Origin of the sequence: Pseudomonas sp. UW4, from assembly GCF_000316175.1 — a bacterium.
Lineage (GTDB): Bacteria > Pseudomonadota > Gammaproteobacteria > Pseudomonadales > Pseudomonadaceae > Aquipseudomonas > Aquipseudomonas laurylsulfatiphila.
This window is the reverse complement of the sequence record NC_019670.1, coordinates 1,264,323-1,287,754: the sequence shown is the minus strand read 5'-3', so window position 1 is coordinate 1,287,754 and position 23,432 is coordinate 1,264,323. Positions and strand designations below refer to the sequence as shown.

The following is a 23,432-nucleotide window of genomic DNA, read 5'->3' as shown; positions in this document are numbered from 1 at the left end:
TCGATGAACAACGCTCTGTCCCAGCTCCAGCCTTACCCGTTCGAAAAACTCCGCGCCTTGCTCGGCAGCGTCACGCCCAACCCGGACAAGCGCCCTATTGCACTGTCCATTGGCGAGCCCAAACACCGCTCGCCAAGCTTCGTCGCCGAAGCGCTGGCCAGCAATCTCGATCAGATGGCCGTGTACCCGACCACCCTCGGCATCCCGGCCCTGCGCGAAGCCATCGCCGCCTGGTGCGAACGTCGCTTCGATGTCCCCAAAGGCTGGATCGATCCGGCGCGCAACGTGCTGCCGGTCAACGGCACCCGCGAGGCACTGTTCGCCTTCACCCAGACCGTGGTCAACCGTGGCGATGACGCACTGGTGGTCAGCCCGAACCCGTTCTACCAGATCTACGAAGGCGCGGCGTTCCTCGCCGGGGCCAAGCCGCATTACCTGCCGTGCCTGGACGAAAACGGCTTCAATCCGGATTTCGACGCCGTTTCGCCGGACATCTGGAAACGCTGCCAGATCCTGTTCCTGTGCTCGCCAGGCAACCCGACCGGCGCATTGATTCCGGTCGAGACCCTGAAAAAGCTGATCGCCCTGGCCGATGAGCATGACTTCGTGATTGCCGCGGACGAGTGCTACAGCGAACTCTACTTCGACGAACAAACGCCGCCGCCAGGCCTGCTCAGCGCCTGCGCAGAACTGGGGCGCAAGGACTTCAAGCGCTGCGTGGTGTTCCACAGCCTGTCCAAGCGCTCGAACCTGCCAGGCCTGCGTTCGGGTTTTGTCGCCGGCGACGCCGACATTCTCAAAGGCTTCCTGCTTTACCGCACCTACCACGGCTGCGCGATGCCGGTTCAAACCCAACTGGCCAGCGTTGCTGCGTGGAATGACGAAGTGCATGTGCGCGCCAACCGTGCGTTGTATCGCGAGAAGTTCGATGCAGTACTGGAAATCCTCAGCCCGGTGCTGGACGTACAGCGTCCGGATGGCAGTTTCTACCTGTGGCCGAATGTGGCCGGTGACGATGCAGCGTTCTGCCGCGACCTGTTCGAGCAGGAGCATGTGACCGTGGTGCCGGGCTCTTACCTGTCGCGGGATGTCGATGGCGTCAATCCGGGCGCCGGGCGCGTGCGCATGGCGCTGGTTGCGCCGTTGGCTGAGTGTGTCGAGGCTGCCGAACGAATCCGTGCATTTATTACGAGAAACCAGTAAGCGCTCCAAGCCTGCACCGTGCAACGCGGTGCAGGCCATGCTTAGTTATCGCAACATCCCCTAACAGGCAGCAACTTTACCCACAACAGTACGACAACTAATCTCCAAGCTGAATCAACCGATTCAACTAAAAAACATGACAAGGAGATAGTCAATGTCTCATTCACACCCCTGCAAAGTTATCGAACCAGCAGACATACAAGCCTCTTATGACGCCGCCATTAATGAAAACCCTGACAATGCCAACATTGCGACCACTGGAAGTCGAAAAAAAAGAGGAGTAGCAACTCACTCCAAATTTTGGGCTAACCAGAGGACACTCAAAGTAGCATTTCTCAACCCGCCGTCCGACACACATCGTGAGGCCGCCATAAAAGCCATCATGCTATGGCAACCGTCTATCAACTTGAATCTGGAGTTTGTCAGCGGCTCCGAGGGTGACATTCGGATCACCATGGAAGCCCCCTTAAACTACTCAGCTATCGGCACCGACGCCACGCTGCGCGGCCCTGGCGAAAACACCATGAACATTGGCACCGCTCCCGACCATCCTTGGTTTGAAGCTGCGGTATTGCACGAATTCGGCCATGCACTCGGCATGGAGCATGAACATCAACATCCAAAAGCTAATATCCCGTGGAACAAACCTGCGGTATATGAGCACTACTGGACCGCTTTTCAATGGAGCAAGGAGGAAGTTGATCACAATCTGTTTAGATTGCTGGAAACAGCAACTGCTCGAACCACTGCTTATGATCCAACCTCAATAATGCATTACCCCATACCCAACGAACTGACAATCGGGGATTGGGCGGTATATAAAAATACAACAATAAGCCAAAACGATCGCCGACTAATGCGCAAAGCATATCCAAAGCCAGATTAAGACATCAATTATCACTCAGCGTAAACCAAACAACGAACCTCTTTATTATTTCACCGCTCCCAACTTGGCTTCACTCAAATCCAGCTCCCCCAACACCTCACGCAATACGTCATCGCCAATCTGGTGCTGACGACTGAGGCTGTACAACTCCAGGCGCTGTGCCCGCAGCGCCTTCAAACGTAGACGCCGCTCCAGCAAGTCCATCTGAAAGGCCAGGGCCTGGGCTTCGACTGAATCGTTGAACACCTCCAACTGGTGCCGGTACTCGGACATGATCCGCGCCTTGAGTTCGGCCGCCAGCGCGGACTGGGCGGCGTCCTGCGGGTTGATTTCTTCTGTCTCAAGCGCATGAATGGCCGCTTCGGCGGTCTTGCGCCAGGCGTCGCGCACTTCGTTGCGGCGCTTGTCGTCCGGGCTGGCTTCGATGCCGCGCAACAACAGTGGCAGCGCGATGCAGGCCGCAATCAACGACAGCAGAATCACCCCGGCAGCGATGAATATCAGCAGATCGCGCTCGGGAAACGCACTATCCCCCATGAGCATCGGCACCGACATTACCCCCGCCAGCGTCACGGCCCCACGCACGCCACCGACAGTCAGCAACCAGCAGGAACGCGCGCTTGGCACCCGGGTTATCTCAGCCTTGCCACGCCAACGCCGCACAAAAATGGACAGCCGCCAGATGCTTTGCACCCAGACGAACCGCAAAACCAGCAGCACCAGGAAAATCACCACCACATCCAGCCCGCGATACAATAACGTCGGCCATAGCGAGGTTTCGTGACTGGCCACCGCCTTGATGATGTTTGGCAACTGCAGGCCCAACAGCAGGAAAATCAAGCCGTTGAAGGCGAATTCCAGCAATGACCAGACACTGCGATTGAGCAGGCGCGTGTTGGTCTGGCGCGGCAGCAGATCGAGCCAGCTCTGCATCATCCCCGCCGCCACCGCCGAGAGGATGCCCGACACCTCCATGCGCTCGGCCAGCACATAGGCCGCAAACGGCAGCAACAACATGAACACCACGTGCGTCGCGGGGTCGTCCCAGCCGCGCGCGATCATCCACGCCCGCAGACGGCCAACCAGCCAGCTCAAGGCCACCCCGACGGCCAGCCCGCCGACGGCGACCAGCACGAACGTCAGGCTGGCATTGGCCAGTGAGAACACACCGGTTACCGCCGCGACCAAGGCAAACTTGAACGTCACCAGGCCCGAGGCGTCGTTCATCAGTGCCTCACCCTGCAAGATGTGCATCAATGGCGTGGGCAGTCGATTGCGGGAGATCGCCGACACCGCCACCGCATCCGTCGGCGACAGTACCGCCGCCAAGGCAAACGCCACCGGCAACGGCACACTAGGTAGCAGCCAATGAATGAAATAGCCGGCGCCAACCACGATAAACAACACCAGGCCCACCGCCAGGGCCAGGATCGGTCCGCGCAGGTGCCAGAGTTCGCGCTTGGGCATGCGCCAACCGTCGGAGAACAGTAGCGGCGGCAGGAACAGAAACAGGAACAACTCGGGATCCAGGGCCACATGCAATCCCAGAGTCGGCCACGCAAGCAATGCCCCTGCGGCGATTTGCACCAGCGGCAACGGCAGCGGGATCACCCGTCCGATCAGGCGCGAAACGCCCACCAGCATCAACAGAATCAGGACGGTGTAGGCGGTTTGCATAAAGCGTGGTTCCCGGACAATCGACAGCATTGAAGTGCCATATTAGCTGCTTAGACTGGCTGGGGGCCCTTGCACCAATGTCGCACGGCTGAACCACAACCCCCTTGTAGGAGCGAGCTCGCTCGCGATGGTCGTTCACGATTACGCTGACTGCCTGATACCCCGCGGCGCTCTCAGGCTCATCGCGAGCAAGCTCGCTCCTACAAGGGATTTATGGAATGACAAAAATACAAACCCGACCACAGCCGCCGCGAAACCGTCCGGCCATGGCATAATCCTCCACCTTTTATTTCCAGCACCTGCAAAGGGGGCAATTCCTTGACCGTTTCAAGCAAAACGTTGCACCTTTTCGGCATCAAAGCCTGCGACACCATGAAAAAGGCGCGCACCTGGCTCGATGAACACGCTGTCAGCTATGACTTTCATGATTACAAAGCGGTCGGTATCGACCGTGAACACCTGACCCAATGGTGCAGCGAGCACGGCTGGGAAGTGGTGTTAAACCGTGCAGGCACGACCTTTCGCAAGCTCGACGACGAACGCAAAGCCGATCTCGACCAGACGAAAGCCATCGAACTGATGCTCGCACAACCCTCGATGATCAAGCGCCCGGTGCTCGATCTCGGTGACCGAACCCTGATTGGCTTCAAGCCAGATATCTACGCGGCCGCGCTCAAGTAAGCAGCCCGTTCAATTTTGTTAGAGGTATTCACATGTCCACTACCCTGTTCAGCCTGGCCTTCGGCGTCGGCACTCAAAACCGTCAAGGCGCATGGCTGGAAGTGTTCTACGCCGCCCCGGTTCTCAAGCCATCGGCTGAAGTCGTCGCCGCTATCGCACCGATCCTGGGCTACACCGAAGGCAATCAGGCCATCGCATTCAGCACCGCACAGGCCTCGCAACTGGCCGAAGCCCTCAAAGGCGTCGACGCTGCCCAGGCTGCCCTGCTGACCCGACTGGCCGAGAGCCACAAGCCGCTGGTCGCCACCCTGCTGGCTGAAGACGCCCAGCTGTCGTCCACCCCGGAGGCCTACCTCAAGCTGCACCTGCTGAGCCATCGCCTGGTCAAGCCTCACGGCCTGAACCTGGCCGGGATCTTCCCGCTGCTGCCGAATGTGGCCTGGACCAGCCAGGGCGCTGTCGACCTGAGCGAACTGGCCGAACTGCAACTCGAAGCCCGCCTGCGCGGCGAGTTGCTGGAAGTGTTCTCGGTGGACAAGTTCCCGAAAATGACCGACTACGTGGTTCCGGCTGGCGTGCGTATCGCTGACGCTGCGCGTCTGCGCCTGGGCGCTTACGTGGGCGAAGGCACCACCGTGATGCACGAAGGTTTCATCAACTTCAACGCCGGCACCGAAGGCCCGGGCATGATCGAAGGCCGCGTATCCGCTGGCGTATTCGTCGGCAAGGGTTCGGACCTGGGCGGCGGCTGCTCGACCATGGGCACCCTGTCGGGCGGCGGCAACATCGTGATCAAGGTCGGCGAAGGCTGCCTGATCGGCGCCAACGCCGGTATCGGTATCCCGTTGGGCGACCGCAACACCGTCGAGTCGGGCCTGTACGTGACCGCCGGTACGAAAGTCGCGCTGCTGGACGAGAACAATCAACTGGTCAAAGTGGTCAAGGCCCGTGAACTGGCCGGCCAGCCGGACCTGCTGTTCCGTCGCAATTCGGAGACCGGTGCCGTGGAATGCAAAACCCACAAATCGGCCATCGAGTTGAACGAAGCGCTGCACGCTCACAACTAAGCGTCACCTGTACCTGTAGGAGCGAGCCTGCTCGCGATGATCAAATGAACGACACGGGCTGTCTGGTACCCCGCGTTATCGTTGAGGTCCATCGCGAGCAGGCTCGCTCCTACAGGGGTCAGGCGTACAGGCGAACAACATGCTGATTCTCTCTCCCTGGCGCGCCGACTTTCCGGCCATCGCCGCCCTGCAGCGGCAAGGCCAGACCTATCTGGACAACGCCGCCACCACGCAAAAACCCCAAGCCCTGCTGGACGCCCTGGCGCACTACTACGCCAATGGCGCGGCCAACGTGCATCGGGCGCAACACTTGCCCGGCGCCCACGCCACCCAGGCGTTCGAGGACAGCCGTCGCAAAGCCGCGCAATGGCTCAATGCTGGCGATTGCGGGCAGATCATCTTTACCCACGGCGCGACGTCCGCGCTGAATCTCCTGGCCTATGGCCTGGAACACCTTTTCAATCCGGGCGACGAAATTGTCATCAGCGCCCTGGAGCATCACGCCAACCTTTTGCCGTGGCAGCAACTGGCGCACCGTCGCGAGCTGAAGCTGGTGATCCTGCCGCTGGACGCCGACGGCGTGATCGACCTTGAAGCCGCCGCCGGTTTGATCGGCCCACGCACGCGTCTGTTGGCCGTCAGTCAGCTGTCCAACGTGATTGGCGCGTGGCAGCCGCTGCCTCAATTGCTGGCGCTGGCCAAGGCGCACAATGCCCTGACCGTGATCGATGGCGCCCAGGGCGTGGTCCATGGCCGCCACGACGTGCAAGCATTGGGCTGCGATTTTTATGTCTTCTCCAGCCACAAGCTCTACGGTCCCGATGGCCTGGGCGTGCTGTTCGGGCGCAATACTGCGCTGCAACAGCTGCGTCCCTGGCAGTTCGGCGGTGAAATGGTGCTCGATGCCAATTATCACGACGCCCGCTTTCGCCCGGCACCTCTGGGCTTCGAGGCCGGGACGCCGCCGATTGCCAGTGTGATCGGCCTGGGAGCGACCCTGGATTACCTCGCCGGGCTTGATCAGGACGCCGTGTCCGCCCATGAAGCGGCGCTGCATGCCTGTCTGCTCAAGGGGCTTGAGGCACGTCACGGCATCCGCTTGCTGGGCAGGCCGCAAGTGGCACTGGCCAGTTTTACCGTCGAGGGTGTGCATAACTCTGACCTCGCGCACTTGCTGACTGAGCAAGGGATTGCAGTGCGCGCTGGCCATCACTGCGCCATGCCGTTGCTCAAACGCTTTGAACTGGCGGGGGCGATTCGGGTGTCGTTGGCGCTGTACAACGACTCCGAAGACCTGGAACGGTTTTTTGAAGCCCTGGATCAGGCCCTGGAGCTGCTGCGATGAACCTGCCTGCCGATGCCGTGACCGCACTCGATACCTTTGGCAAAGCTGCCAGCTGGGAACAACGCGCACGCCTGCTGATGCAATGGGGCGAGCGCCTGCCTGCCTTGAGTGATGCGCAGATGTGCGACGCCAACCGGGTGCACGGTTGTGAAAGTCAGGTGTGGCTGGTGGGCGAATTGCGCGACGGCCATTGGCAGTTCAGCGCCAACAGCGATGCACGGTTGATTCGCGGGTTGGTGGCGTTGCTGCTGGCGCGGGTCAACGGCTTGTCGGCGGCTCAATTGCAGCAGGTGGATTTGCCGGACTGGTTCAATCAGCTGGGATTGGGGCGGCAGTTGTCCCAGTCTCGTAGCAATGGCCTCAATGCCGTACTTCAGCGAATGAATGAGTTGGCCGGTTAATCGCCTTCGCGAGCAAGCCCGCTCCCACATTGGATTTCGGTCGTACACAAAAACTGTACTCTCTGAACATCGAATGTGGGAGCGGGCTTGCTCGCGAAGAGGCCATCAGTAGCAACACTTAAATCTGAGGTTTGACCCGCTCCGCCGGCCGCCGCACTCCGGCCACGATCTTGTCCACAGCCTTGGTCGCCGCGACCATGCCGAAGGTCGCCGTCACCATCATCACCGCGCCAAACCCGCCGGCGCAGTCGAGCTTCACGCCATCACCGACAAAACTCTTCTGCAGGCAAATGCTGCCGTCCGGTTTCGGATAACGCAGCTGCTCGGTGGAAAACACGCACGGCACGCTGTAATGGCGGGTCACGGTGCGTGAGAATCCGTAGTCGCGGCGCAGCGTGGAGCGCACTTTCGACGCCAGCGGGTCGTTGAACGTGCGATTCAGATCGCAGACCTGAATCAAGGTCGGGTCGATCTGCCCGCCCGCGCCGCCGGTGGTGATGATCTGGATCTTGCGACGCTTGCACCAGGCGATCAGCGCAGCCTTGGCGTTGACGCTGTCGATGCAGTCGATCACGCAGTCGATGTTCGGCGTGATGTACTCGGCCATGGTGTCGCGGGTGACGAAGTCCGGCACCGCGTGCACCGTGCAGTCCGGGTTGATCCCGCGCAGACGCTCGGCCATCACCTCGACCTTGGGTTTGCCGACGGTACTGTCCAGCGCGTGCAACTGACGGTTGGCGTTGCTGACGCAGACGTCGTCCAGATCGAACAGCGAAATCTCGCCCACGCCACAACGGGCCATGGCTTCCGCCGCCCAGGAACCGACACCACCGACGCCGACAATCGCCACATGGGCTGCGCGCAGGCGTTCAAGGCCTTCGATGCCATACAAACGGGCAATGCCGGCAAAACGCGGATCTTCAGTACTCATGACCATTACCCCAAAAACCGGCGGGCATTATATGGCGATATGAAGACAAAATCAGTTACATGAAAAATAGAAAGAACTTTAACGAAATCAGATTGCCCAACGTCCGGCAATTCCCTGTCCGCTGCAGGACCAGAGAATGCCCGGTGTAGGATGCGCGCCCATTGGCGACGGCCAACCGTTCCTCCGTTCCACAGTCTTTGGAACCCGAAATAGCTATGTCATCGCGTAAATTTGGACTCAACCTGGTCGTGGTGCTCGCCATCGCGGCCTTGTTTACCGGCTTCTGGGCGCTGATCAACCGCCCGGTCACCGCCCCCAACTGGCCTGAACAGATCTCCGGCTTCTCGTACTCGCCATTCCAGCAGGGCCAGTTCCCGCAGAAAGACCAGTACCCGACCGACGATCAAATGCGTCGCGACCTGGAGATCATGAGCAAGCTGACGGATAACATCCGCATCTACTCGGTCGATGGCACCCTGCAAGACATTCCGAAACTGGCGGAAGAATTCGGCTTGCGGGTGACACTGGGGATCTGGATCAGTCCGGACCAGGAACGCAACGAACGGGAAATTACCCGCGCCATCGAAATCGCCAACTCTTCGCGCAGCGTGGTTCGTGTGGTGGTCGGCAACGAAGCGATCTTCCGCAAGGAAATCACCGCCGCCGAACTGAGCGTGATGCTCGATCGTGTCCGTGCCGCCGTGAAGGTGCCGGTGACCACGTCCGAGCAATGGCACGTCTGGGAAGAACACCCGGAACTGGCCAAGCACGTCGACCTGATCGCAGCCCACGTCCTGCCTTACTGGGAATTCATCCCGATGGACAAGGCCGGGCAGTTCGTCCTCGACCGCGCCCGCGACCTGAAAAAGATGTTCCCGAAAAAGCCGCTGCTGCTGTCCGAAGTGGGCTGGCCGAGCAACGGCCGCATGCGCGGCGGCGCCGATGCTTCGCCCGCAGACCAGGCAATCTACCTGCGAACCCTGGTCAACAAGCTCAATCGCCAGGGCTTCAACTACTTCGTGATCGAAGCGTTTGACCAGCCGTGGAAAGTCAGCGACGAAGGTTCCGTTGGCGCCTACTGGGGCGTATTCAACGCCGCGCGCCAGCAGAAGTTCAACTTCGAAGGCCCGGTGGTGGCGATTCCGCAGTGGCGCGTGTTGGCCATCGGTTCGGTGGTATTGGCGCTGTTGTCGCTGACCCTGCTGATGATCGACGGCTCGGCCCTGCGCCAGCGTGGTCGCACCTTCCTGACCTTCATTGCGTTCCTCTGTGGTTCGGTGCTGGTGTGGATCGGCTACGACTACAGCCAGCAGTACAGCACCTGGTTCAGCCTGACAGTGGGTTTCCTGCTTGCCCTCGGTGCGCTCGGGGTGTTCATCGTGCTGCTGACCGAAGCCCATGAACTGGCCGAAGCGGTGTGGGTGCACAAGCGCCGCCGAGAGTTCCTGCCGGTGGAAGGCGATTCCAGCTACCGCCCGAAAGTGTCGATTCACGTGCCCTGCTACAACGAACCGCCGGAGATGGTCAAACAAACCCTCAACGCCCTGGCCAATCTCGACTATCCGGATTTCGAAGTCCTGATCATCGACAACAACACCAAGGACCCGGCGGTCTGGGAACCGGTGCGCGACTACTGCGCCACCCTCGGCCCGCGCTTCAAGTTCTTCCACGTGGCACCGCTGGCCGGCTTCAAGGGTGGCGCACTGAACTACCTGATTCCGCACACCGCCAAGGACGCCGAAGTGATTGCCGTGATCGACTCCGACTACTGCGTCGACCGCAACTGGCTCAAGCACATGGTGCCGCATTTCGCCGACCCGAAAATCGCCGTGGTGCAGTCGCCACAGGATTACCGCGATCAGAACGAAAGCACCTTCAAGAAGCTCTGCTACGCGGAATACAAAGGTTTCTTCCATATCGGCATGGTCACCCGCAACGACCGCGATGCGATCATCCAGCACGGCACCATGACCATGACCCGCCGTTCGGTGCTCGAAGAGCTGGGCTGGGCCGACTGGTGCATCTGTGAAGACGCCGAGTTGGGCCTGCGCGTATTCGAGAAAGGCCTGTCGGCGGCGTACTACCACACCAGCTACGGCAAAGGCCTGATGCCCGATACCTTCATCGACTTCAAGAAACAGCGTTTCCGCTGGGCCTACGGAGCGATTCAGATCATCAAGCGCCACACCGCCAGCCTGCTGCGCGGCAAGGGCACCGAGCTGACCCGCGGCCAGCGTTACCACTTCCTCGCAGGCTGGTTGCCATGGGTGGCGGACGGCATGAACATCTTCTTCACCGTCGGTGCGCTGTTGTGGTCGGCGGCAATGATCATCGTGCCGCAACGGGTCGATCCGCCGCTGCTGATCTTCGCAATCCCGCCGTTGGCGCTGTTCGTATTCAAGGTCGCCAAGATCATCTTCCTCTACCGTCGTGCGGTCGGGGTGAACTTGAAGGATGCCTTCTGCGCGGCGCTGGCCGGTCTGGCGTTGTCCCACACCATCGCCAAAGCGGTGCTGTACGGCTTCTTCACCAGCAGCATTCCGTTCTTCCGCACACCGAAAAATGCCGACAACCATGGCTTCTGGGTCGCGATTTCCGAAGCGCGCGAAGAGTTGTTCATCATGCTGCTGTTGTGGAGCGCGGCGTTGGGGATTTATCTGGTCAACGGCATGCCGAGCAACGATATGCGCTTCTGGGTCACCATGCTGTTGGTGCAGTCGCTACCGTATCTGGCGGCGCTGATCATGGCGTTCCTGTCGTCGCTGCCGAAACCGGCCGCCGAGCCTGAAACGGCACCTGTCGTCTAAATCTTTGCGGATGCACTAAACGGCGGCCAATGGTCGCCGTTTTGCTTTAAGATAACCGCCATTTTGCGGGGCTTGGCGTGTCGCGGTTTGCCGATCGAACCCAATACCTGTGGGAGCGGGCTTGCTCGCGAATGCGTTGTAACAGTTGAGGCGTATGTTGACTGACACACCGCTTTCGCGAGCAAGCCCGCTCCCACATTAAAAGCCAAAGCCCATATTCCATGATTCCGGAGTTTTCCATGACGGCCCACGCCGACCTTTCGCCGACCCTTCAACTCGCCATCGACCTGATCCGCCGTCCGTCCGTGACGCCGGTCGACGCCGATTGCCAGAAGCAGATGATGCAGCGCCTGGGCGATGCCGGTTTCACCCTGGAACCGATGCGCATCGAAGATGTGGATAACTTCTGGGCCACCCACGGCCAGGACGACGGTCCGGTGCTGTGCTTCGCCGGCCACACCGACGTGGTCCCGACCGGCCCGGTGTCAGCCTGGCAGATCGAACCGTTCAACGCGCTGATCGACGAACACGGCATGCTCTGCGGCCGTGGCGCTGCCGACATGAAAGGCAGTCTCGCCGCCATGACCGTCGCGTCCGAGCGTTTTGTCGCCGACTACCCGAATCACAAGGGCAAAGTCGCGTTCCTGATCACCAGCGATGAAGAAGGTCCGGCGCACCACGGCACCAAGGCAGTGGTCGAACGCCTCGCCGCGCGCAAGGAGCGCCTGGACTGGTGCATCGTCGGCGAACCGTCGAGCACCACCCTGGTGGGTGACGTGGTCAAGAACGGCCGTCGCGGCTCCCTCGGCGCCAAGCTGACCGTGCGCGGCGTGCAAGGTCACGTGGCTTACCCGCACCTGGCGAAGAACCCGATCCACCTCGCCGCTCCGGCCCTGGCAGAACTGGCCGCCGAGCATTGGGACCACGGCAACGATTTCTTCCCGCCGACCAGTTTCCAGATCTCCAACGTCAACTCCGGCACCGGTGCGACCAACGTCATCCCGGGTGACCTGGTGGCGGTGTTCAACTTCCGTTTCTCCACCGAGTCCACGGTCGAAGGCCTGCAGAAGCGCGTCGCCGACATCCTCGACAAGCATGGCCTGGACTGGCACGTCGACTGGGCCTTGTCCGGCCTGCCGTTCCTCACCGAGCCAGGCGCGCTGCTGGACGCGGTGTCGTCGAGCATCAAGGACATCACCGGTCGCGACACCAAGGCGTCCACCAGCGGCGGTACCTCCGACGGGCGCTTCATCGCGACCATGGGCACGCAAGTGGTTGAGCTGGGCCCGGTCAACGCGACCATCCACCAGGTCAACGAGCGCGTGCTGGCAGCCGACCTCGATGTGCTGACCGAAATCTACTACCAGACCCTGATCAAGTTGCTCGCCTGATGCTTGCCTGCCCAATCTGCAGCGCACCGCTCAACGCGGTGGACAACGGTGTGGTCTGCCCCGCCGGGCATCGGTTCGACCGTGCGCGCCAGGGTTACCTGAACCTGCTGCCGGTGCAGCACAAGAACAGCCGCGACCCCGGGGATAACCAGGCGATGGTCGAAGCCCGCCGTGACTTCCTGAATGCCGGGCACTATGCGCCGGTGGCCAGGCGTCTGGCGGAGCTGGCCGCCCGCTATGCGCCGCAGCGCTGGCTGGACATCGGTTGTGGCGAGGGCTACTACACCGCGCAGATCGCCGAGGCGCTGCCGGATGCCGAGGGTTATGCCCTGGACATCTCCCGCGAAGCGGTCAAACGCGCCTGCAAACGCAACCCGCAGCTCACCTGGTTGATTGCCAGCATGGCGCGGGTGCCGTTGGCTTCCGGCAGTTGCCAGTTCCTCGCCAGCGTCTTCAGCCCGCTGGATTGGGAAGAGGCCAAGCGCCTGCTGAGCGTCGGCGGCGGCCTGATGAAAGTCGGGCCGACCAGCGGCCACCTGATGGAATTGCGCGAGCGGCTGTACGATGAGGTCCGCGAGTACATCGACGACAAGCACCTGGACCTGGTACCGGAAGGCATGGCGCTGGCGCACAGCGAAACCCTGGAATTCAAGCTGACACTCGCCAACGGTCAGGACCGGGCGAACCTGCTGGCCATGACGCCCCACGGCTGGCGCGCCAGTGCCGAACGCCGTGCTGCCGTTATCGAGCAGGCCGAGCCGTTCGAGGTCACCGTGTCGATGCGCTACGATTATTTCGTTCTTCAATAACTTCAAACATTTTTGGTCTTGGGCAACGGCTCAAGGCCGGCTAAATCCGCGAATGGATTTTTCAGACCCGCAGTGAGGACATCCATGCGCCAGCCCGATATCGAGATTTACCTGAAAGACGCCGACGTCGATCACAAAGCCATTGCCGCCTGGCTGGGCGCGGCACTTGGCCCGTGTTCGGATTGGGTCCAGAAGGGCCAGACCTACAAGTGCAAGGCCGGCACCGTGCCGGTGACCTGGCTGCCAAAAGCGGTCGGCAAGTGGAACAGCCTGTACCTGGAAAGCGACCAGACCCCATGGGACGACGACATCGCCTGCGCCCGCGCCGCATTTGCCGCGCTGAACGTCGAAGTGCGTTGCGCACCGGGCACCTGGGTCGAGGAAGAAGGTGAAGAGACGGCGGACCGCTGGATTCGCATCAGCGCCGATGGTGAAGAAGAGATCACCTGGAAAACCGCTTAATAGCCAACAACACCGATCAAATGTGGGAGCGGGCTTGCTCGCGAATGCGGTGGATCAGCCGGCATCAACTGCGACTGGCACACCGCATTCGCGAGCAAGCCCGCTCCCACAATGGTTTTGCGTGATTACAGACCTACAACATCCTCAGCCTGCAACCCCTTCTGCCCTTCGACCACCGCATATTCAACCTGCTGGCCTTCGGTCAGTGAGCGGTGCCCCTCGCCACGAATCGCGCGGTAGTGCACGAACACGTCCACCCCGTCCTCGCGCTGAATGAAGCCGTAGCCCTTGGCGTCGTTGAACCACTTCACGTTGCCGGTTTCGCGTGTTGCCATTTGTTCATACTCCCTTTTTATTATTGATCGGGCTTTTCGCAGGAAAGCCTCGGGAACGTCAGCCTGCGCATACCGGTCCCATGAGGGCAACGGCGACAGAGCGCCGAGTATATGACAGACGCTGAAACTCTCAATAGCAGTTTACTTCGCCGCTTTTTTGCCGATTTTCGACGAATCCGGCACACTACGCAGCGCCCGAGCAAACGCTTGGTTTCATTCACTCATGCAGAAGCCGTATGACCCGTTCCCCGTTCCGCCGTCTTGTGTTTGGCACCCTGCGCCGACTGTTGTACCTCTGGGTTCGCTCGGAGACGATCAACCAGTCGTCGTTCACCCTCAACCTCGACCGCAGTCGTCCGGTGTTCTACGTCCTGCAAAACCCATCGCTGACCGACCTTGCCGTGGTCGACACCGAGTGCAGCAAGGCCGGCTTGCCGCGCCCCGTGCTGCCGGTATCGGTGGGCAACCTGCTGGAACCGGCCGCGTTCTTCTACCTGACGCCGGACCCGGACTGGCTCGGCCGCCAGGACAAACGCGGCGCGCCGCCAACCTTGACCCGCCTGGTCAGCGCCCTGAGCCAGAACGCTGCCGAAGACGCGCAGATCATTCCGGTCAGCGTGTTCTGGGGCCAGTCGCCGGACAGCGAAAACAGCCCGTGGAAACTCCTGTTCGCCGATAGCTGGGCGGTGACCGGGCGTCTGCGTCGCTTGTTGAGCATCATCGTACTGGGGCGCAAGACCCGCGTGCAGTTCTCCGCGCCGATCCACCTGCGCGAACTGATCGAACACAACAAGGGCCACGAGCGCACCGTGCGCATGGCCCAGCGCATCCTGCGGGTACACTTTCGCAACCTGAAGGCGGCGGTGATCGGCCCGGACATTTCCCACCGTCGCAACCTGGTCAAGGGCCTGCTGAACCAGCCGCAGGTCAGACAAGCGATCCTCGACGAAGCCGAACGCGAGAACATTTCGCCGGAAAAAGCCAAGGCCCAGGCCCTGCGCTATGGCAACGAAATCGCCTCGGACTACACCTACACAGCCATCCGTTTTATGGAAGTGGTACTGAGCTGGTTCTGGAACAAGATCTACGACGGCATCAAGGTCAACCACATCGAAGGCGTGCAGAAGGTCGCCCAGGGTCACGAAGTGATCTACGTACCCTGCCACCGCAGCCACATCGATTATCTGCTGCTGTCCTACCTGCTGTTCCGCAACGGCCTGACCCCGCCGCACATCGCCGCCGGGATCAACCTGAACATGCCGGTGATCGGCGGCCTGCTGCGCCGTGGCGGCGCGTTCTTCATGCGCCGGACGTTCAAGGGCAACCCGCTGTACACCTCGGTGTTCAACGAATACCTGCACACCCTGTTCACCAAGGGCTTCCCGGTGGAGTATTTCGTCGAGGGTGGCCGTTCGCGCACCGGGCGCATGCTGCAACCGAAGACCGGGATGCTCGCGATCACCCTGCGCAGCTTCCTGCGTTCGTCGCGCATGCCCATTGTCTTCGTGCCGGTGTACATCGGCTACGAGCGCGTACTGGAAGGCCGGACCTACCTCGGCGAATTGCGCGGTGCGGCCAAGAAGAAAGAATCGATCTTCGACATCTTCAAAGTCATCGGCGCACTCAAGCAGCGCTTCGGCCAGGTCGCGGTGAACTTCGGCGAGCCGATCAAACTCGCGGAATTTCTCGACAACGAACAGCCGGACTGGCGCCAACAGGAACTCGGCCCGCAGTTCAGACCCGCCTGGCTCAACGAGACCACCAACCGCCTCGGCGAGAAGGTCGCGCGGCATCTGAACGAAGCGGCGGCGATCAACCCGGTCAACCTCGTCGCCCTGGCGCTGCTGTCCACCAGCCGCCTGGCCCTGGACGACCGCGCCATGGCACGGGTGCTCGACCTGTATCTGGCGCTGCTGCGCAAGGTGCCGTACTCGCCGCACACCACCCTGCCGGAAGGTGACGGCCGGGCGCTGATCGAGCACGTGAAGGACATGGACCTGCTGTCCGAGCAGAGCGATGCCCTGGGCAAGATTCTGTATCTGGACGAACAGAACGCCGTCCTGATGACCTACTACCGCAACAACGTATTGCACATCTTCGCCCTGCCGGCACTGCTGGCGAGCTTCTTCCAGAGTGCCTCGCGCATGAGTCGCGAACAGATCCTGCGCTACACCCGCGCGCTGTACCCGTACCTGCAAGCGGAGCTGTTCATTCGCTGGTCGCTGGACGAACTGGATGCGGTGATCGATCAATGGCTGGAGGCGTTCGTCGAGCAAGGCCTGCTGCGCTTCGAGAACGATGTGTACCTGCGCCCGGCGCCAAGCTCACGGCATTTCGTGTTGCTGACGCTGCTGTCGAAAAGCATCGCCCAGACCCTGCAGCGCTTCTACATGACCGTGTCCCTGCTGCTCAACAGCGGCCAGAACAGCATCAGCGCCGAAGAACTGGAAGACCTGTGCACGGTCATGGCCCAGCGCCTGTCGATCCTCCATGGCCTGAACGCCCCGGAGTTCTTCGACAAGAGCCTGTTTCGCCACTTCATCCAGACCCTGCTCGACCTCGAAGTGCTCAAGCGCGACGAAGCGGGCAAGTTGAGCTACCACGAACTGCTCGGCGAGCTGGCCGAAGGCGCGGCCAAACGGGTGTTGCCGGCGGAGATCCGTTTGTCGATCCGGCAGGTGGCGTTGCATCGCAGTGAAGATGCGGCGGATCAAGCGGTCCCAGCGCCACAGGCCTGATGCAAAACCTGTGGGAGAGAGCAGGCTCGCTCCCACATTAATTGGAGATTGCTGATGAAAAAACTGACTCTTCTGGCCGCTGCCACCCTGCTCAGCGCTTGCCAATCGACTTCCCCGAGCGACAAGGCGAGCCTCGACGGCGAAGTCTTCTACCTGCAACGCAGCGCTCTGCCGCCCACAGCTACCCTGAGCGTGAGCTTGCAGGACGTGTCTCTGGCCGACGCACCGGCCATTGTCCTCGACGAACAGAACGGCCCGGTCAAAGGCCAGGTGCCACTGCCGTTTCATCTGAGTTACGATCCGGCGCAGGTCAAACCAGGCCATCGCTACTCGGTCAGCGCGCGCATCGAAGTCGACGGAAAGCTGATGTTCATCACCACCGAACACCATGCCGTACGTCTTGATGGCAAGGACCCGCAACCACTGAAAATCCGCGTCGACGCCGTTCGCTAACTCTCTCTTTTTTGAACAAGGAAGCTGCCATGCTCCGCCCTACCCTTCGTTTTGCCGGCCTGTGCGCAGGATTGATGATCTGTGCCAACGCCCTGGCGCTATCCCTCAGCGACCTGTCGCAGAAAGACGCCACCGGCGGGCTCAAGGACGCACTGACTCAAGGCGCGCAACTGGCCGTGAAACAACTCGGCACCCCGGGCGGCTTCAGCGACAACCCGGAAGTAAAAATCGAACTGCCGGGCAAACTGGGCAAGGTCGCCAGCAAAATGAAACAGTTCGGCATGGGAGACCAGGTCGATGAACTGGAAGCCAGCATGAACAAAGCGGCCGAAACCGCCGTGACCCAGGCCCAGCCAATCCTCGTCGATGCCGTGAAGAAAATGACCGTGGAAGACGCCAAGGGCATCCTCAGCGGCGGCAACGACTCGGCCACCCAATACCTCAACAAGACCAGCCGCGAACAGATCCGCGCCAAGTTCCTGCCGATCGTCAAGCAAGCCACCGACAAGGTGGGCCTGGCCCAGCAGTACAACTCGTTCGCCGGACAAGCGGCGACCATGGGCGTATTGGACGCGAAGAACGCCAACGTCGAAAACTACGTCACCGAGCAGGCGTTGAATGGCTTGTTCGAAATGATCGGCAAACAGGAAGAAACCATCCGCCAGAACCCGGCGGCTGCGGCGACCAGTTTGGCGAAGAAGGTGTTTGGCACGCTCTAAGCCACAACACAAAACCCTGTGGGAGTGGGCCTGCTCGCTCCCACATTGGTTCAGGTCACGGAGGCAGGTCGTAGAAAAAACACCCACTCCTGTCCCATCTTCCGTTTCTCAAATAACTTCAACTCGACCAGCCCATTCAATGTGGCTGATGCCGTGTTGTAAGAGCACCCCAGGTTTTCCTTCACATTGACCGCAGTAAACTCCTTTGCCATTCCGCTCTTGGCCACTTGAAACACGGCCCGCTGATTCTCAGTGAGTTGCTCGAGAAAACCACTTTCCCGCAACCATCGATCAAAGCACTCGGCATCAACCAGACTTTTCCGATACGCCTCGGTAAAACTGCCCACGGCACGCAGCACCACCGAACACTGGAAATCGACGAAATACGTCAGATCCAGATCATCCGCCTCGGTATCCAGGTATGAGTGCCCGTACTTCACCGGTGCATTGCGTAACAAGACGCTGATCGCGATATAGCGGAACGCCGAGAAGTCATTCTTGAACATGAACCAGTAAAACAGCGCCCGCGCGACCCGACCGTTGCCGTCACGAAAAGGATGTTCATAACCCAGGGCAAAATGCAGAGCGATGCCTTTGATCAAAGGATGAAGGTAATCCGCTTGATGGAAGTTGTTATGGGAATGGTTGATCCATTGCGCCAGCTTCTGCAAACGCAACCCAATACCTGCTGCTGGCGGCGGCGTATGAACGGTGTTGCCCTCGCCATCCTGCACCACGACATCATCACGGCTTCTGAACACCCCCGGCGAATACTGCGGATCATCGATGCCCTCGACGCCAACGCGGTGCATCGCCGCGATCAACTCAATGCTCAGAGGCTCGTAGCGCTGCTCCCAGGCGAAGTTCATCATCTTGAAATTACCGATGACCATTCGCTCGTCCGGCGTACGCGGCAGGCGATGACGCTTGAGCATATCCTTGGCCACACGTGTCGTGGTTGCCGCGCCTTCGAGCTGGCTGCTACTGATGGCTTCATCTTCAATCAGGTCATTGAGCAGATAGCTGAAGTGCGCACGCTCGCCGATCTGGCTGGTCATGTACTCCAGCATGGCCGTAGTGGTTTGCCGGTCTACCGCGGAAATAGCCTTTTGCGCCAGCGGCGTCAGCACGAATTGCAGCCACCGCACCGGATCACCCAATGGCAAAAGGCTCGAATACTGCGCCGTCCGGGCTTTCTTGACCAAGGCCCAGCACAAATTGGAATCCAGACCCGGCGCCCAGCGATAGCGCAACGCATCGAATGGCAGATAACGCCCCTGATCGTCCAGGGGCTTGAGCAGAGCCAAGTAATCCGAGAGGCGTTCCTTGTGAGGCGACTGCCCTAGCCGATCAAACACCGGGTCGGTCCGTCCCCGCAACTTGGGTGGATTTTTCATACGCACTGTCTCAAACATTCACGAAACCGGGTTTGGAGTACAACACCTGGGCTCTTGAGCCTCAATATCAGACGGGTCTGAGATAAATGTAGGAACAATGAAGGCCCGCTGATTGGTAAAGGTTCAGCGGGCTTCTTCCTATTGCTATTGCTGCTGATCCAACTGATCGAGGACGCGGTTCACTGATAACTGCGCCAAGACAATCATCTGCTTAATGCCGAGTGCCAGATTGCAGGTTGGGCCGGTCAGGATGGACGACAGTTCGGTTGCCATTACATTGGCTGAGGCGAGGGTTTCGTAGGCATGGACCAGCAAGGTTTCGGAGTCGACGCCTGGGTGGATGGTGAAAATTGGGCAGGGGCGGTTTGAAATTCTCGTTTGTTTCTCGGATTCAGAGGCAGAGTAATCAGGACTGTCTTTGATCATTGCGAAGCTCCCAAAGTAGGCGCCTAACGACTATTCGCGGGCTTGCAGTCCCGGTCGCTGAATTGGCAGCGACGGACAAAGGCTAGAGATCCTGCTTCTGACGGGCAAGCTGAAAGTCTTGTGGGAATGGTCTGAATGGTTGGCTTGGGCGATAAACGTGGTTGACTGTCAGGACGCCTTCGCGGGCAAGCCCGCTCCCACAATTTGACCGAGTACATCTGAAAGAAATTGGTCGGCTGTCAGGCCGTCTTCGCGAGCAGGCTCGCTCCCACAGAAGAGCAAAGGCAGATCGGCGTACACCTTCGCTCTTCACCACTCAACAGGCCGAGCGTTAGCTCGCCTGCCGCTCTTGATCTTGATCCACCCGCCCCCTCGGCAGGCTGAGCGCAGGTGTTCATCCGGGGATGGGCGCGCAGCGCCGTTCGACGCAGTCGAACTCATTGCATGTAGGTCGAAGCGAAGCCGACCGGAGGGCAATGCCCCCGGATGAATGCCGGAGCGAAGGAAACCCGAGCCTCAGCGAGGGGCCGTACGTAAGGGGCGAGAACCTTTGGTTCCTTTGGGGCGTTTGCCAAAGGGACTCGCCGTAAGGGCGAAACCGCCAGCCGCCGCTACCGAAGAAATGGATATGCCCCCGATCAAACAGGCTCCTTCCTGACCCGAAACCAGGCCGCATACAACGCCGGCAAAAACAGCAGCGTCAACGCCGTGGCCACAATCAGCCCCCCCATGATCGCCACCGCCATCGGCCCAAAGAACACACTGCGCGACAACGGAATCATCGCCAGAACAGCCGCAAGTGCCGTCAACACAATCGGCCGGAACCGCCGCACCGTCGCCTCGATGATCGCCTGCCAGGGCTTCAACCCGGCAGCAATGTCCTGCTCGATCTGATCCACCAGAATCACCGAGTTACGCATGATCATCCCCGACAAGGCGATAGTCCCCAGCATCGCCACGAAACCGAACGGCTGGCGGAACACCAACAGAAACAGCGTCACCCCGATCAACCCCAGCGGCGCCGTCAGAAACACCATCGCCGTGCGCGAGAAACTGCGCAGTTGCAGCATCAGCAAAGTCAACACCACCACAATGAACAACGGCACGCCGGCCTTCACCGAGTTCTGCCCACGCGCCGAATCTTCAACGGTGCCGCCGACATCCAGCAAATAGCCGTCAGGCAGTTCGGCGCGAATCGGATCGAGGGTCGGCATGATTTGCTGCACCAGTGTCGCCGGTTGCTGCTTGTCATAAATGTCGGCGCGAACCGTCACGTTAGGCTGGCGGTTGCGGTGCCAGATGATGCCCTCTTCGAAGCCGTACTCCAGGGTCGCGATCTGCGACAACGCGACGCTGCGACCGTTATCGGTCGGCACCGCCAGGCTCGGCAGCAATGACAGCTCGGTGCGTTCATGCACGGTGCCGCGCAACAGGATCTCGATCAACTCGTTGTCTTCACGGTACTGGCTGACGCTGGAACCGGTGAGGGAGCTTTGCAGGAACTTCGACAGGTTGGCCGTGCTCACGCCCAGCGCCCGCGCGCGATCCTGATCAATGTTCAGGTACACCACCTTGCTCGGTTCTTCCCAGTCCAGATGGACGTTGACCACATGCGGGTTCTCGCGAACCTTGGCCGCGACTTTGCGCGCCAGCGCCCGCACCTCCTCGATGTGCTCCCCGGTCACGCGGAACTGTACCGGGTAGCCAACCGGCGGACCGTTTTCCAGACGCGTGACCCGCGAGCGTAGAGCGGGGAATTGCTCGTTGAGGGTTGAGATCAACCAGGTGCGCAGGGCTTCCCGTTCTTCGATGGTTTTCGCCAGGACGACAAACTGGGCGAAGCTCGCCGCCGGCAGTTGCTGATCCAGCGGCAGGTAAAAACGCGGCGAACCGGTGCCGACGTAGGCCACGTAGTTGTCGATCCCCGCCTTGTCCTTGAGCAGCGCTTCAAGGCGTTTGACCTCGTCGGCGGTGTTGCTCAGCGAAGCACCTTCGGCCAGCTTCAGGTCGACCATCAACTCCAGGCGACCCGATGCCGGGAAGAATTGCTGCGGTACAAACTTGAACAGCACAATGGATGCGATGAACAACACCACAGTCGCAGCGATCACGGTTTTGCGCCAGCGCACGCACCACTCCACCAGACGCCGGACGCGCTGATAGAACGGCGTGCCATAGGGATCGGGTTGGCCGGCACCGTGCTTGGCGGCGTGAATTTTCGCCAGGTCCGGCAGGAGTTTTTCCCCGAGATACGGCACGAAAACCACCGCGGCCACCCACGACGCCAACAGCGCGATGGTGACCACCTCGAAGATCGAACGGGTGTATTCGCCAGTGCCCGATTGCGCCGTGGCAATCGGCAGGAAGCCGGCCGCGGTGATCAGCGTACCGGTGAGCATCGGGAACGCAGTGCTGGTCCAGGCGTAACTCGCGGCTTTGACCCGGTCGAACCCCTGCTCCATTTTGATCGCCATCATTTCCACGGCGATGATCGCGTCGTCCACCAGCAACCCCAAGGCCAGTACCAATGCACCGAGAGAGATCTTGTGCAGGCCGATGCCCAGGTAATACATGCTGGCAAACGTCATCGCCAGCACCAGCGGAATCGCCAGGGCCACCACCATGCCAGTGCGCACGCCGAGGGAGAAGAAGCTCACCAGCAACACGATGGCCAGCGCCTCGACCAGCACTTGCACGAACTCGCCAACCCCGGTTTTCACCGCCGCCGGCTGGTCGGAGACTTTGCGCAGCTCCATACCAGCCGGGAGGTTTTTCTGGATGCGGGCGAATTCGACTTCCAGTGCCTTGCCCAGCACCAGAATGTCACCGCCGTCCTTCATCGCCACCGCCAGGCCGATGGCGTCTTGCGCCATGAAGCGCATGCGCGGCGCCGGCGGATCATTGAAACCACGCCGCACATCGGCTACATCGGAGATGCGGAAGGTGCGATCACCGACGCGGATCGGGAAGTTCTTGATCTCGTCGACCGTCTGGAAATTCCCCGTCACCCGTAGCTGCAATCGCTCGCTGCTGGTTTCGAAGAAACCTGCCGTGGACACCGCGTTCTGCTCTTCAAGGGCTTGCTGGACAGCCGCCAGCGGCAAGCCGAGGGTGGCGAGCTTGACGTTGGAGAGTTCGATCCAGACTTTTTCGTCCTGCAACCCCAGCAGTTCGACCTTGCCCACATCCTTGACCCGTTGCAGCTGGATCTGGATGCGGTCGGCGTAATCCTTGAGCACGGCGTAGTCGAAGCCCTCGCCGGTCAAGGCGTAGATGTTGCCGAACGTGGTACCGAATTCATCGTTGAAGAACGGCCCCTGAATCCCCGGCGGCAGGGTATGACGGATGTCGCTGACTTTCTTGCGTACCTGATACCAGAGCTCCGGGATCTCTGCCGAGTGCATGGAATCACGCGCAATGAAGGTGACCTGGGATTCCCCGGGCCGCGAGAACGAAACAATGCGCTCGTACTCGCCGGTTTCCATCAGCTTTTTTTCGATGCGTTCAGTGACCTGGCGCGAAACTTCCTCGGCAGTCGCGCCCGGCCAGTTGGTGCGAATCACCATGGCCTTGAAGGTGAACGGCGGGTCTTCACTCTGGCCGAGTTTGGTGTAGGAAAGTGCACCGACGATGGCCAGCAACAGCATCAGGAACAGTACGATCTGGCGATTACGCAGCGCCCATTCGGAAACGTTGAAGCGCAT

The 23,432-nt window shown here is 60.5% G+C and carries 19 protein-coding genes; 13 read left to right on the top strand and 6 right to left on the bottom strand.

Annotated features, from left to right (window positions below):
• Window positions 1-3: 3 nt before the first annotated feature.
• The gene (gene dapC / locus PPUTUW4_RS05555; protein WP_015093759.1) at window positions 4-1,203 is read left to right on the top strand and encodes a succinyldiaminopimelate transaminase; all 1,200 of its coding nucleotides are present in this window, start codon (window positions 4-6) and stop codon (window positions 1,201-1,203) included.
• A 154-nt stretch (window positions 1,204-1,357) separates the two neighbouring features.
• A complete protein-coding gene (locus tag PPUTUW4_RS05550) occupies window positions 1,358-2,089 on the top strand; it encodes a M12 family metallopeptidase (protein WP_015093758.1) in 732 nt (243 codons plus the stop codon).
• 45 nt (window positions 2,090-2,134) lie between these two features.
• Here the strand turns inward: PPUTUW4_RS05550 and PPUTUW4_RS05545 are convergent, their stop codons facing one another.
• Complete coding sequence (locus tag PPUTUW4_RS05545; protein WP_015093757.1) at window positions 2,135-3,766, bottom strand: Na+/H+ antiporter; 1,632 nt, start codon at window positions 3,764-3,766, stop codon at window positions 2,135-2,137.
• A gap of 318 nt (window positions 3,767-4,084) precedes the next feature.
• Between PPUTUW4_RS05545 and PPUTUW4_RS05540 the strand changes: the two genes are divergently transcribed.
• The 4 genes from PPUTUW4_RS05540 to PPUTUW4_RS05525 all read left to right on the top strand — a co-directional run bounded on the left by PPUTUW4_RS05540 (window position 4,085) and on the right by PPUTUW4_RS05525 (window position 7,260).
• Window positions 4,085-4,447 carry an ArsC family reductase gene (locus tag PPUTUW4_RS05540; RefSeq protein WP_007978403.1) on the top strand — a complete coding sequence of 121 codons (363 nt, stop codon included), beginning with the start codon at window positions 4,085-4,087 and terminating at the stop codon, window positions 4,445-4,447.
• Between the two features lie 32 nt (window positions 4,448-4,479).
• Complete coding sequence (dapD, locus tag PPUTUW4_RS05535) at window positions 4,480-5,514, top strand: 2,3,4,5-tetrahydropyridine-2,6-dicarboxylate N-succinyltransferase (protein ID WP_015093756.1); 1,035 nt, start codon at window positions 4,480-4,482, stop codon at window positions 5,512-5,514.
• A gap of 139 nt (window positions 5,515-5,653) precedes the next feature.
• A complete protein-coding gene (locus PPUTUW4_RS05530) occupies window positions 5,654-6,859 on the top strand; it encodes a cysteine desulfurase (protein WP_015093755.1) in 1,206 nt (401 codons plus the stop codon).
• Window positions 6,856-7,260, top strand: coding sequence for a SufE family protein (locus tag PPUTUW4_RS05525; protein ID WP_015093754.1), 405 nt, complete (start codon window positions 6,856-6,858; stop codon window positions 7,258-7,260). The genes PPUTUW4_RS05530 and PPUTUW4_RS05525 overlap by 4 nt, the downstream gene beginning before the upstream one ends.
• Window positions 7,261-7,378: 118 nt before the next feature.
• On the opposite strand, the gene tcdA is transcribed toward PPUTUW4_RS05525, so the two are convergent.
• Window positions 7,379-8,197: a tRNA cyclic N6-threonylcarbamoyladenosine(37) synthase TcdA gene (tcdA, locus tag PPUTUW4_RS05520; protein WP_015093753.1), complete on the bottom strand. Its 819-nt coding sequence runs from the start codon at window positions 8,195-8,197 to the stop codon at window positions 7,379-7,381.
• A 209-nt stretch (window positions 8,198-8,406) separates the two neighbouring features.
• Between tcdA and PPUTUW4_RS05515 the strand changes: the two genes are divergently transcribed.
• The 4 genes from PPUTUW4_RS05515 (at window position 8,407) to PPUTUW4_RS05500 (ending at window position 13,660) form a co-directional block, all read left to right on the top strand.
• Window positions 8,407-10,998 (top strand): glycosyltransferase, encoded by a 2,592-nt coding sequence (locus tag PPUTUW4_RS05515; protein ID WP_015093752.1) that lies wholly within the window; start codon window positions 8,407-8,409, stop codon window positions 10,996-10,998.
• 239 nt (window positions 10,999-11,237) lie between these two features.
• Complete coding sequence (gene dapE, locus PPUTUW4_RS05510; RefSeq protein WP_015093751.1) at window positions 11,238-12,389, top strand: succinyl-diaminopimelate desuccinylase; 1,152 nt, start codon at window positions 11,238-11,240, stop codon at window positions 12,387-12,389.
• Window positions 12,389-13,198, top strand: a complete 810-nt coding sequence (locus PPUTUW4_RS05505; RefSeq protein ID WP_015093750.1) for a putative RNA methyltransferase — start codon at window positions 12,389-12,391, stop codon at window positions 13,196-13,198. Before dapE ends, PPUTUW4_RS05505 begins: the two co-directional genes overlap by 1 nt.
• Window positions 13,199-13,282: 84 nt before the next feature.
• Complete coding sequence (locus tag PPUTUW4_RS05500; protein WP_015093749.1) at window positions 13,283-13,660, top strand: hypothetical protein; 378 nt, start codon at window positions 13,283-13,285, stop codon at window positions 13,658-13,660.
• 125 nt (window positions 13,661-13,785) lie between these two features.
• Here PPUTUW4_RS05500 and PPUTUW4_RS05495 read toward each other — a convergent pair whose 3' ends face one another.
• Window positions 13,786-13,995, bottom strand: a complete 210-nt coding sequence (locus PPUTUW4_RS05495; RefSeq protein ID WP_007954750.1) for a cold-shock protein — start codon at window positions 13,993-13,995, stop codon at window positions 13,786-13,788.
• A gap of 236 nt (window positions 13,996-14,231) precedes the next feature.
• Here PPUTUW4_RS05495 and plsB point away from each other — a divergent pair, with 236 nt between their 5' ends.
• From plsB to PPUTUW4_RS05480, 3 genes are read left to right on the top strand one after another with little or no spacing between them, the layout of a single operon-like run.
• Window positions 14,232-16,733 (top strand): glycerol-3-phosphate 1-O-acyltransferase PlsB, encoded by a 2,502-nt coding sequence (plsB, locus tag PPUTUW4_RS05490; protein ID WP_015093748.1) that lies wholly within the window; start codon window positions 14,232-14,234, stop codon window positions 16,731-16,733.
• A gap of 54 nt (window positions 16,734-16,787) precedes the next feature.
• Window positions 16,788-17,186, top strand: a complete 399-nt coding sequence (locus tag PPUTUW4_RS05485; protein ID WP_015093747.1) for a YbaY family lipoprotein — start codon at window positions 16,788-16,790, stop codon at window positions 17,184-17,186.
• Between the two features lie 29 nt (window positions 17,187-17,215).
• On the top strand, window positions 17,216-17,905 hold the full coding sequence (locus tag PPUTUW4_RS05480; protein ID WP_015093746.1) for a DUF4197 domain-containing protein: 690 nt from the start codon (window positions 17,216-17,218) through the stop codon (window positions 17,903-17,905).
• A gap of 50 nt (window positions 17,906-17,955) precedes the next feature.
• Here PPUTUW4_RS05480 and PPUTUW4_RS05475 read toward each other — a convergent pair whose 3' ends face one another.
• The 3 genes from PPUTUW4_RS05475 to PPUTUW4_RS05465 form a co-directional block, all read right to left on the bottom strand.
• A complete protein-coding gene (locus PPUTUW4_RS05475) occupies window positions 17,956-19,302 on the bottom strand; it encodes a Fic family protein (protein ID WP_015093745.1) in 1,347 nt (448 codons plus the stop codon).
• Window positions 19,303-19,446: 144 nt separating this feature from the next.
• Window positions 19,447-19,728, bottom strand: a complete 282-nt coding sequence (locus tag PPUTUW4_RS05470; RefSeq protein ID WP_015093744.1) for a DUF6124 family protein — start codon at window positions 19,726-19,728, stop codon at window positions 19,447-19,449.
• 638 nt (window positions 19,729-20,366) lie between these two features.
• Window positions 20,367-23,432, bottom strand: a complete 3,066-nt coding sequence (locus PPUTUW4_RS05465) for an efflux RND transporter permease subunit (protein WP_015093743.1) — start codon at window positions 23,430-23,432, stop codon at window positions 20,367-20,369.